General features: G+C 72.4%; 10 protein-coding genes. All 10 read left to right on the top strand.

Translation table 11 applies throughout. The features are described 5' to 3' along the window. Positions 1-95: 95 nt before the first annotated feature. The 10 genes from ABD160_RS22260 (at position 96) to ABD160_RS22215 (ending at position 10630) form a co-directional block, all read left to right on the top strand. Positions 96-941 (top strand): MerR family transcriptional regulator, encoded by an 846-nt coding sequence (locus ABD160_RS22260; protein ID WP_344025558.1) that lies wholly within the window; start codon positions 96-98, stop codon positions 939-941. A gap of 179 nt (positions 942-1120) precedes the next feature. Next, the gene (gene fgd, locus ABD160_RS22255) at positions 1121-2152 is read left to right on the top strand and encodes a glucose-6-phosphate dehydrogenase (coenzyme-F420) (RefSeq protein ID WP_344025556.1); all 1032 of its coding nucleotides are present in this window, start codon (positions 1121-1123) and stop codon (positions 2150-2152) included. Then, on the top strand, positions 2149-3411 hold the full coding sequence (locus ABD160_RS22250) for an LLM class flavin-dependent oxidoreductase (protein WP_344025554.1): 1263 nt from the start codon (positions 2149-2151) through the stop codon (positions 3409-3411). Before fgd ends, ABD160_RS22250 begins: the two co-directional genes overlap by 4 nt. A gap of 47 nt (positions 3412-3458) precedes the next feature. Next, positions 3459-4802 carry an FAD-binding oxidoreductase gene (locus ABD160_RS22245; RefSeq protein ID WP_344025552.1) on the top strand — a complete coding sequence of 448 codons (1344 nt, stop codon included), beginning with the start codon at positions 3459-3461 and terminating at the stop codon, positions 4800-4802. 57 nt (positions 4803-4859) lie between these two features. Beyond that, positions 4860-6185, top strand: coding sequence for an FAD-binding oxidoreductase (locus ABD160_RS22240; RefSeq protein WP_344025550.1), 1326 nt, complete (start codon positions 4860-4862; stop codon positions 6183-6185). A 28-nt stretch (positions 6186-6213) separates the two neighbouring features. Then, positions 6214-7137, top strand: coding sequence for an NAD(P)-dependent oxidoreductase (locus tag ABD160_RS22235; RefSeq protein WP_344025547.1), 924 nt, complete (start codon positions 6214-6216; stop codon positions 7135-7137). Then, the gene (locus ABD160_RS22230; RefSeq protein WP_344025545.1) at positions 7134-8627 is read left to right on the top strand and encodes an APC family permease; all 1494 of its coding nucleotides are present in this window, start codon (positions 7134-7136) and stop codon (positions 8625-8627) included. Before ABD160_RS22235 ends, ABD160_RS22230 begins: the two co-directional genes overlap by 4 nt. A 3-nt stretch (positions 8628-8630) precedes the next feature. After that, positions 8631-9812: a lipid-transfer protein gene (locus ABD160_RS22225; RefSeq protein WP_344025543.1), complete on the top strand. Its 1182-nt coding sequence runs from the start codon at positions 8631-8633 to the stop codon at positions 9810-9812. 3 nt (positions 9813-9815) lie between these two features. Beyond that, on the top strand, positions 9816-10241 hold the full coding sequence (locus ABD160_RS22220) for an FAS1-like dehydratase domain-containing protein (RefSeq protein ID WP_344025541.1): 426 nt from the start codon (positions 9816-9818) through the stop codon (positions 10239-10241). After that, positions 10238-10630, top strand: coding sequence for a MaoC/PaaZ C-terminal domain-containing protein (locus ABD160_RS22215; protein WP_344025539.1), 393 nt, complete (start codon positions 10238-10240; stop codon positions 10628-10630). Before ABD160_RS22220 ends, ABD160_RS22215 begins: the two co-directional genes overlap by 4 nt. The last annotated feature ends 1 nt before the right edge of the window (position 10631 follow it).

The following is a 10631-nucleotide window of genomic DNA, read 5'->3' as shown; positions in this document are numbered from 1 at the left end:
CCGGCGCGGCCGGGGCGCGGGGTTCGGTCACGGCCGGCGCCGGTATCGTCGGTCCGGGCTCACGACGTCCGAGCCGGTGTACGGAAGGAACCCCCATGTCCGAACGTCCCGCCCCGTCCAAGCGCGGGCCGGCCGCACCGGCGGGACAGGGTGGTGTCTACCGCGTCCAGGAGGCGGCCCGGATCGCGGACGTCAGTCCGACGACGGTGCGGGTCTGGGAGCGCAACGGCCTGGTCAGCGCCCATCGCGGCTCGAACGGCTACCGCTACTTCAACGAGGCCGACCTGCAGCGGCTCCGCCGCATCGCGCACCTGCGGAAGGTGGAGCGGCTCAACATCGAGGGCATCCGGCGGGCCCTGCAGGACGGTGACGAGCCGGCGCCCGCGCCGGCCGCGTCCGACGCGGAGCCGGCGATCGGTCCGCGACTGCGCAAGCTCCGCCAGGACGCGGGGATGACGCTCGGCCAGGCCGCGGAGCAGGCCGAGCTGTCGCCGTCGTTCCTCAGTGCACTGGAGCGGGACCAGACCGGGGTGTCCTCGCAGAGCCTGCACCGGCTGACGCACGTGTACGGCTCGACCGTCTCCGCGGTGCTGCGTACCGACACGACCGAGCTCGTCCAGCTGTCCAGCGCCGGGAAGCGCAAGGTCAGCACGATTCACGGGTACCGGGCGGAGCAGCTGATCAACGGGCAGACGCTGCTCGACGGGATGCTGATCACCCTGGAGCCGTCGGCCGAGTCGAGCGAGTCCAGCGTCCACGAGGGCGAGGAGGTGCTGTTCATCCTGGAGGGCGTGCTCGACGTGCGCCTCGGGACCGGGCAGCGCTTCAAGGTCCGGCCGGGGGAGTCGCTCTACTACCCCAGCACGATCGAGCACGAGTGGACCAACACCGGCCCGGTTCCGACCCGCTTCCTCTGGGTGGCCACCCCGCCCACGTACTGACCGGCCGACGCCACCCGCACGGCACTGCCGGCGCCGAGCCCGGTACGGGGACTCCCCGTACCGGGCTCGACGCGTCCCCGGGGGGTGCCCGCGCCCGCGCCGCCCGCCGCGAATCGTTGTTGTCAACTCAGCAGAGTTACAGTAAGGTTCTGCGGGTGTCGTCAGTCACAGCAGGTCCCATGAAGTACGGCTACAAGGCGTCCGCGGAGCAGTTCGGCCCGCGCGCCCTGGTCGACTATTCGATGCTGGCCGAGGAGCTCGGCCTGGAGACGATCGCCGTCTCCGACCACTTCCAGCCGTGGCGCCACCACGGCGGGCACACCCCGGCGGTGCTGCCGTGGCTGGGTGCGCTGGGGGAGCGCACCCGGCAGGCGACCCTCGGCACCAGCGTGCTGACGCCGACGATGCGCTACCACCCGTCGGTCGTCGCGCAGGCGTTCGCCACGCTGGCCTGCCTGAACCCCGGCCGGGTCTTCCTGGGGGTCGGCACCGGCGAGGCGCTGAACGAGACGCCGGCGACCGCGGGCGAGTGGCCGGGCCCGAAGGAGCGCAGGCTGATGCTGCGCGAGTCGCTCGAGCTCATCCGGAAGCTGTGGTCCGAGGACCGGGTCACCTTCGAGGGCGAGTACTACCGCACCGACCGGGCGACCATCTACGACCGCCCGGAGCAGCAGATCCCGATCTACCTCGCCGCGTCCGGCCCGCTCGCGGCGAAGCTGGCCGGCCGGGTCGGCGACGGCTACATCGCCACCTCGGGCAAGGACCCCCAGCTGTACCGGGACCTGCTCGCCGCGCTCGCCGAGGGCGCCGCCGCCGCCGGCCGTGACGTGCACCGGATCGACCGGTTCATCGAGATCAAGGTCTCCTACGACAAGGACGTGCGGTACGCGGAGGAGGCCTGCCACTTCTGGGCCCCGCTCGCGCTCAGGCCGGAGGAGAAGACCGGCATCGACGACGCACTCGAGATGGAGCAGGCGGCCGACCGGATCCTCGATCGGGCGCACACCCGCTTCATCGTCTCCGACGACCCGGAGGAGGTCGTCGAGCGGATCGCGCCCTACGTCGAGGTCGGCTTCAACCACCTCGTCTTCCACGGTCCGGGGCACGACCAGGAACGCTTCCTGCGCGGCTTCTGCACCGACGTGCTGCCCCGGCTGCACGAGCGGTTCGGACGCGGCGCATCCACACCGAGCCCTGGGGAGGGCCGATGAGCATCGACCAGGCCAAGAAGCTGCAACCCCGCGCGAGCGTGCCGGCCGAGGTGATCCGCGGGCCGTTCGATCCCGGCGGCCAGCCGTCCCTGGAGCGCGACCACCCGCTGCACGTCTCGCTGTTCGCCTGGAACGTCCGGTCCGGGCTGGCGGCGACGAAGGCGGTGCTGACCGACGAGGGGCGCTACGCCGACCAGTGGGCCTGGCCCGCGTCGCGCGAGCTGCTGCGGACCGCCGAGCGGGTCGGCTTCGACAGCCAGCTGCAGTACGGCATGTGGAGCGGCTACGGCGGCGCGACCAACTGGAACGGCGCGGGCCTGGACTTCGCGACCGGTGCGGCCGCATCGGCGGCGGTCACCGACCGGCTCGGCCTGTTCACCACGGTGCACGTCGGCTACGACTTCCATCCGCTGCTGGTCGCGAAGCTGACCGCCGCCACCGATCACGTCTCCGGCGGCCGGCTCGGCGTCAACATCGTCGCGGCCTACGATCTCGCCGACTACGCGCAGTTCGGCTTCGGTTTCGGCACCGAGCGGGACCCGGACGCCGACGAGCGCGGTATCACGCGTTCCTCGGCCGAGCGCTACGCCATGGCCGACGAGTTCTGCACGCTGCTGAAGTACCTGTGGACCTCGGCCGAGCCGGTCGACTTCGAGGGGAAGTACTTCCAGGCCTACGGCGCCCAGGTGAACCCGAGGCCGACGAGCAGCCCGCGCCCGCTGCTGATGAGCGCGGCCTCCTCCGATCTGGGCATCGACTTCGCCGCCCGGCAGTGCGACGCGATCTTCATCGCCGGGCTCCAGTCCGGCGGCCACGACAGCGACGCGGTCAAGGCCAGCTACGCGACGACGGCGGCCAAGGTCCGTGCTGCGGCCGCGTCGCACGACCGCCAGGTCCGGATCTGCGGGATGTGTTTCGTCGTGATGGACGAGACGGACGAGAAGGCCGCCGCGACCATGGCCTGGCTCGAGCAGGAGATCGACGTCGCGGCCGTGCAGAACCTGTACTCGCGGTACCGGGGCGTGCCCTCGGAGGCCCTCGACGCCCAGGTGAACGAGAACTGGGTCCGCAATCTCGGTCTCGGCATCAGCGGGCGGCAGATCGTCGGCTCCTACGAGACCGTCGCGAACGAGCTCGCCGACCTGTACGAGGCGGGCGTCGAGCACGTCGCGATGTGCTTCTGGGACCCGGCGCGCAGCGTCGAGGCCTTCGGCACGCACGTCATGCCGCTGCTCAAGGAACGCGGGCTGCGGCACTGAGCCCGGCGGCCCCCTCGATCCACCACCCCGAGCGACAAGGAACCGGTGTGACCCCTCAGTTCTTCCGCGGTGACTGGCTGGTGCCCGGTTCACCCGGCTACGACGACGCCCGTCCGGTCTTCAACCTGCGGGCCGATGCCCGGCCCGAGGTCATCGCGCGCTGCGCCGGCGTCTCGGACGTCGTCGCCGCGCTCCGGTACGCGCACGAACGCGGCATCCCGATCGACGTGCGGTGCACCGGGGTGACCTTCGGCAGCCTCACGGCGGGCACCGGGGTGGTCATCGACCTGTCGCCGATGCGTGCGGTCGAGATCCTGCCCGGGGAGCGCATCGCCCGGGTCCAGGGCGGCATCCGTGGCGTGGACCTGCAGATCGAGGCCGCCGTGCACGGTCTCGCCGCCACGACCGGGATCGTGTCGCGCACCGGGACGGGTGCCTGGCTCGCCGGCGGCATCAGCCACCTGACGCCGAGCGCCGGCTTCGCCTGCGACAACATCCTGGCCGTCGAGATCGTGACCGCGGCCGGTTCGGTCGTGCGGGCGTCGCCGGAGGAGAACCCGGACCTGTTCTGGGCGGTGCGCGGGACGACCGGGAACTTCGGTGTGGTGACCGCGCTGGAGGTCCGGCTGCACGACATGCCCCCGATCGTCCACGCCGGGACGATGAGTTGGTCCTACGACCGGCTCGACGCGCCGATCCGTGCCCTTCGGGACCGGGGTGGTGCGTCCGACGATCTCGCCGTGCTCGCGCTGCTCGGCACGGCGGCCAACGGTGGCCGCGGCGGCCTGGACCTCATCGTCTGCCACAGCGGGTCGCCGGAGGATGCGAAGTCCGATCTCGACCGGCTTCGTGCGGCAGGCACACCTGACGAGGAGACCGTGTGCGCTCTCCCGTTCCTGGAGCTCTGCACCATGTTCGACGACGGTTACCCACCGATGCGGGCGGCGATGGACGAGCAGTCCGTCGGCGAGCTCACCGACGAGCTGGTCGCGGCATTGGTCGAGAAGGTCCGGGAACCGGCGACCGGGGCCGCGCGCTCTTTCGAGCTGGTTCCCCGCTATGGGGCGATGTGTGCCGCTCCGCCGCACCCGGGTGCGTGGCGGGAGTCCGCCGTCGCCCCGTCCTTCGGCGTCGGCCCCACCGCCTTCTGGGAGGATCCCGCCGCCGACGCCGCGAACGTCCGCTGGGTCGCCGACGCGATCGGCACGGTGCGCCAGGTGGGCACGGTCGCCGGCGACGACCATCCGGGCAGCGTCGGCACCGCCCGTGACCTCGACGGGCTGCGGGGACTCTACGGCGACCGGCTCGACCGGCTGCGCACGCTCAAGCGCGCGTGGGACCCCGGGAACGTCTTCACCGGCAGCCACAACATCCCGCCTGCGGAGGCGTGACCGGTGCCCGGCGGCCGTGCAGCGGATGCTCCGAGGTTCTTCCGCGGTGAGTGGCTGGTGCCGGCACGGCCCGGCTACGACGCAGCCCGCCCGGTGTTCAACCAGCGGGTCGACGCGCGCCCCGGGATCATCGCCCGGTGCGCGGGAGTCTCCGACGTGCTGGCGGCCGTCGGCTACGCGCGTGAGCACGGGATGCGACTGGACGTGCGCAGCACCGGGACCAACCTCGGCGGCCTGGACCACGGCCGGGGACTGGTCGTCGACCTGTCGCCGATGCGCGGTGTGCAGATCCTGCCCGGGCAGCGGCTGGCCCGCATCCAGGGCGGCGTGAGCGGCGGGGACCTGCAGGTGGAGGCCGGGGTGCACGGGCTGGCCGCGGTGACCGGGGGCCTGTCGCTGACCGGGGTCGGGCTGATGCTCGGCGGCGGGATCGGCCATCTCTCGACCCGGGCCGGTTACGCCTGCGACAACATCCTGGCCGTCGAGCTGGTGACGGCGGACGGTGCGGTGGTGCGGGCGTCGCCGCAGGAGAACCCGGACCTGTTCTGGGCGGTGCGTGGGTCGACCGGGAACTTCGGTGTGGTGACCGCGCTGGAGGTCCGGCTGCACGAGGTGCCGCCGGTCGTGCACGCCGGTCTGATGTCCTGGGCGCTGGACGACCTCGACGGCCCACTGCACGCGCTGCGCGACTGGGACTGGGCGTCGGAGAACCTGAACCTGCTGCCGCAGCTCGGCTCCGCGTCGCTCGGCGGACGCGGCGCGCTGGACGTGTTCGTCTGCCACAGCGGGCCGCAGGACCAGGCGCGGGCCGAGCTCGACCGGCTGCGGTCGTTCGGCGCGCCGCCCGCGGAGGACACCGTGGCCGCGATGTCCTACACCGAGCTGACCTTCCGGTTCGACGACGCCTTCCCGGTCACCCGGGCCGCCGTCGACGAGCAGCCCGTCACCGCGCTCGGCGACGACCTGGTCGACGCGCTGGTCGCCGAGATCCGCGAACCGGCGGGCAGCGGCGTCCGGATGATCGAGATCCTCACCCGCCGGGGCGCGCTCGCCCGCGCGCCCGAGTTCCCCAGCGCGCTGCGCGAGACCGCCGAGGTCCCGACCTGGCAGATCGTGCCCGGGAGCTGGTGGACCGACGCCGCCGAGGACGCCGCGCACGACCGGTGGATAGCCGGGGTCGTGGACCTGACCCGGCGCATCGGCCCGATCCGCGACGGCTGCGGCCACCCGAACACCGCGGGCGCCGATCGCGGCCCCGACCGGGTCCGCCGCCTCTACGGCGACCGGTACGACCGGCTGCGCGCGCTCAAGGCCGGGTGGGACCCGGACAACGTCTTCGCCGGCAACCAGAACATCCCGCCCGCCCGATCCCCGTCCGCCTGATCCCCGTCCGGGGCACTGAAGGAGCACCATGTCCGATCCCGACACGCACCCGGGACCGCACGACGTCACCGTCGTCGGCTGCGGGTTGATGGGCGCCGGGCTCGCCCGGCAGTTCGCGAAGGACGGGTACCGGGTCGCGGCCTGGAACCGGACCCACGCGCGGGCCGAGGCGCTGGCCGGTGCCGGCGTCACCCCCGTCCGGTCCATCGTCGACGCGGTGCGGGCGTCGCCACTCGTCGTCTCGTGCACGTCGACCTACGACACCACACGATCGGCCCTCGGCCCGGTCGACGACTGGGGCGTCACCACCCTGGTCAACCTCGCGAACGGTACGCCGGACGAGGCGGAACAGTTCGCGGGCTGGGCCGGGGCCCGGGGAGCGCGCGTCCTCGAGGGCGGCATCTTCTGCTACCCGCAGGACCTGGGCTCGGCCGAGGCGTCGATCTTCTACTCCGGGCCCCGGGCGATCTGGGCGGAGCACGAGCAGACCCTGACGGCCCTCGCCGGATCGTCGCGGCACGTGTCCGAGGACATCCGGACCGCGAACGTGATGTTCGTCGGGATCTCGGCGTTCTTCATGCCCGCGATGAGCGCGTACGTGGAGGCCGCGGCCTATCTGCTCGACCAGGGCGTGTCCGTCGAGGCGCTGCGGGAGATCACCGTGCCGCCGCTGCAGACCATCGCCTACACGACCGAGGAGACCGTCGCCGCGATCACGAGCGGCGAGTTCGGGTCGGACCAGGCGACGGTCGCGCTCTACGCCGAGACCTCACGGATCTGTCTGGACGCCGTGCGGGCGGCCGGCCACCGTGCCGAGCACCTCGCGGTGACCGTCGCGAACCTGCAGGAGACGGAGGCGGCCGGATTCGGGGAGCTCGGCTACTACTCCCAGGCCCGGATCGCCCGCCTCGCGGACGCCCCCGGCGGTACGCCCGGATCGGCCCGGCGATGACACGCCAGGAGGAGAGGCACGCGTCGCGGCTCGAGGGCCGCCTCGGGACACCGGCCCTGCTGCTGCTGGCGCTGTCCTACATCGCCCCGCTGCTGGCGATGGGCGGATACGTGCCGGTGATCATCGGCTACGGGCTCGGCGCCGCCACGCCGCTGATCTACCTGCTCGTCATGCTGGTGATGCTGGTGTTCGCCGTCGGGTTGATGGCGATGGCCCGGCACATGGTCAAACCCGGTGCCTTCTACACCTACGTCACCGCGGGGCTCGGCCGGGCAGCCGGTCTGGGCGCCGGTTTCGCCGCCCTCACCGGATACCTGGTGACCGGTGCCGCGACCTACGGCCTGGGCGGGGTCGTCACGAACGAGCTGGTCCACGGGGTGTTCGGGGGGCCCGCCGTGGCCTGGTGGGTGTGGGCGGTCGTGCTGTGGGCCGTGGTGTCCGCCCTGACCCTGTTCAACATCGAGATCTCGGCGCGGGTGCTCGCGGTCTGCCTGGCACTGGAGATCGCCGTCGTCGTGCTCTGGGACGCCCTCGTACTGGCCGACGGTGGACCGGAGGGGTACGGCATCGACGTCACCACGCAGCTCGGCACCGGTTCGATCGGGTTCGCCCTGCTCTTCGGCATCGCCTGCCTCACCGGTTTCGAGTCGATCCAGGTGTTCCGCGACGAGACCCGCGATCCCGGGCGCACGATCCCGCGCGCCACCTACCTCACCGTCGTCGTGCTGGCGTCGTTCTGGGCACTCAGCTCGTACGCCTACCTGGTCGCCTACGGCACCGACGCGGCGATCGCCACCGCCGCCACGCCCGCGGAGAGCTACCTCGCGAGCCTCGCCCAGTACGCCGGGACGGTGGTCCGGGACGTGGCGAGCGTGCTGTTGGTGACCAGCGTGATCGCGGCCATGCTGGCCGTGCAGAACATCTGTGCCCGCTACTGCTTCGCGCTGGGACGCGACCGGGTCCTGCCGCAGTGGCTCGGCCGGGTGCACCCCCGGTACCGGGCGCCGACCCTGGCCGCGGCGACCGTCGCCGTCGTCATCCTGCTGATCCTGATGGTGCCCGCCGTGCTGCAGGTCGACTCGACCGTCGCCTACGTGGCACTGCAGGGCCTCGGCCTCTGGGTGATCTTCGCGCTGATGCTGGCGACCTCCGTCGCGATCATCGCGTTCTTCCGGCGGAACCGCGGCGCCGAGAGCTCGGTGTGGCGGACGACCGTCGCGCCCGGTCTGGCAGTGCTCGGCATGGGAGCTGTGGTGTTCCAGGCGACGGTGAACGCGGACGTGATGGTCGGTGGCAGCGGGACGACGGCCGCCGTGTGCATCGGCGCCGTCGTGGCCGTCACCGCGGGCGGGACGGCCTACGCGCACTGGCTGCGCCGCCACCGCCCGGAGACCTGGGCGCGGATCGGTGGCGAGAACGGCGCCACCTCGGACGAACCCGGATCGGCCCCACCGGAGACGGTGGCGGGCCCTGAACGAACTGGAGGATGAACGATGCGTCGAGCGTACGTGGCGGGGGTCGGGATGGTCCCGTTCCGCACCCCGAGCAGGTCGGAACCCTATGACGTGCTGGGCGCGAACGCGGTGCGCGCAGCACTCGCCGACGCGGGCGTCGAGCACGGCGCGCTGCAGCAGGCGTACGCCGGCTACGTGTACGGCGACTCGACGTCGGGCCAGCGGGTGCTCTACGAGGTCGGCCGCACCGGGATCCCGGTGGTGAACGTCAACAACAACTGCTCGACCGGTTCCTCGGCCCTGTTCCTGGCCCGTCAGGCCGTCGAGTCCGGGACGGCCGACTGCGTGCTGGCGCTGGGTTTCGAGCAGATGCGGCGCGGCGCGATCACCGCGCAGTGGACCGACCGGCCCAGCACCTTCGACCGGTTCGAGGAGGTCACCCACGCCGTGCAGGGCAGCTCCGACGCGCCGCTGGCCGCCCAGTTCTTCGGCGGCGCAGGCGCCGCCTACGCGGAGCGGCACGGCACCCGGCCGGAGACCTTCGCGGCGATCTCGGTGAAGTCCCGCAGGCACGCGGCGCACAACCCGTACGCGGTGTTCCGCGATCCGCTCACCGTCGAGGAGGTGCTGGCCTCCCCGCACGTGTACGGCCCGCTGACCCGGCTGCAGTGCTGCCCGCCGACCTGCGGGGCAGCCGCCGCGGTGATCGTCAGCGAGGACTTCGCCCGCACCCACGGGCTGCGCACCGACGTGGCGGTCAAGGCGCAGGCGATGACCACCGACTTCGCCTCGACCTTCGACGAGAAGGACATGACCAAGGTGGTCGGCTACGACATGGCCGCGGCCGCGGCCCGGCAGGTGTACGAGGCGTCCGGGGTGTCGCCGGAGGACATCGGGGTGGTCGAGCTGCACGACTGTTTCACCGCGAACGAGCTGCTGTCCTACGAGGCGCTGGGGCTGACCCCGGAGGGGACGGCGGAGAAGTTCGTCGCCGACGGTGACAACACCTATGGCGGCCGGGTCGTCAGCAACCCGTCCGGCGGGCTGCTGTCCAAGGGGCACCCCCTCGGCGCCACCGGTCTCGCCCAGTGCGCCGAGCTGGTGTGGCAGCTGCGCGGCGAGGCCGGAGCCCGGCAGGTCGACGGCGTCACGCTCGCCCTGCAGCACAACATCGGCCTGGGCGGCGCCGCCGTGGTGACCCTCTACGAGAAGGTCGGCTGACCGGTGGCCGTCGATCCGGGCGTGATCGGTACGGAGCTACCGCCGGTCGAGCTGACCGTGGACGCGGGGCGATTGCGGTTCTTCGCCAAGGCGACCGGCGCTCCCGTTCCGGTGGGCGCCGCGCCGGCCGTGCCGCCGACGTTCCTCTACAGCATCGAGTTCGAGCAGCCGGACCCGTTCGCCTGGCTGACCGGGATCGGCGTCGACCTGCGTCATCTCCTGCACGGCGAGCAGTCCTTCGTCTACCACTCGGTCGCGCATGCGGGGGAGACCCTCGTCGCCGCGTCGCGCATCGCCGACGTCTACACCAGGAAGGGCGGTGCGATGGAGTTCATCGTCAAGGACACGACGGTGAGCCGCGCCGACGGCAGCCCGGTCGCCGACCTGCGCACGGTGGCCGTGGTCCGCGACCCGGGGGCGGCCCGATGATCGAGCCGGGTGCCGAGCTCCCACCGCTGCAGCTTCCGCCGGTCTCGCGCACCACGCTGGCGCTGTACGCCGGGGCGTCCGGCGACCACAACCCGATCCACGTCGACCTGGACGTGGCCCGGTCCACCGGGCTGGACGACGTGTTCGCGCACGGCATGCTCTCGATGGCCTACCTCGGCCGGTTGCTGACCGGCTGGGTGGAGCAGGACCGGATCCGTTCGTTCCGGGTCCGCTTCACGGCCGTCACCCCGGTACACGCGGTGCCGACGTGCACCGGCCGGGTGGTCGCCGTCCGGGACGGTCTGGCCACGCTCGAGGTCGCCGTCAGCCTCTCCGACGGCACCGTGACCCTGCTCGGCGACGCCACCGTCGCCGTCGACCCGCGCTGAA

The organism is Pseudonocardia kongjuensis (assembly GCF_039526905.1).
GTDB lineage: Bacteria > Actinomycetota > Actinomycetes > Mycobacteriales > Pseudonocardiaceae > Pseudonocardia > Pseudonocardia kongjuensis.
The sequence above is the reverse complement of the archived record's forward strand: the minus strand, read 5'-3'. Positions and strand labels throughout refer to the sequence as shown.

What these genes read in the sequence shown, in the direction of transcription:
- ABD160_RS22260 (WP_344025558.1), top strand. Translation starts at nt 96, where the DNA reads ATGTCCGAACGTCCCGCCCCGTCCAAGCGCGGGCCGGCCGCACCGGCG.
- fgd (WP_344025556.1), top strand. Translation starts at nt 1,121, where the DNA reads ATGAAGTACGGCTACAAGGCGTCCGCGGAGCAGTTCGGCCCGCGCGCC.
- ABD160_RS22250 (WP_344025554.1), top strand. Translation starts at nt 2,149, where the DNA reads ATGAGCATCGACCAGGCCAAGAAGCTGCAACCCCGCGCGAGCGTGCCG.
- ABD160_RS22235 (WP_344025547.1), top strand. Translation starts at nt 6,214, where the DNA reads ATGTCCGATCCCGACACGCACCCGGGACCGCACGACGTCACCGTCGTC.
- ABD160_RS22230 (WP_344025545.1), top strand. Translation starts at nt 7,134, where the DNA reads ATGACACGCCAGGAGGAGAGGCACGCGTCGCGGCTCGAGGGCCGCCTC.
- ABD160_RS22225 (WP_344025543.1), top strand. Translation starts at nt 8,631, where the DNA reads ATGCGTCGAGCGTACGTGGCGGGGGTCGGGATGGTCCCGTTCCGCACC.
- ABD160_RS22215 (WP_344025539.1), top strand. Translation starts at nt 10,238, where the DNA reads ATGATCGAGCCGGGTGCCGAGCTCCCACCGCTGCAGCTTCCGCCGGTC.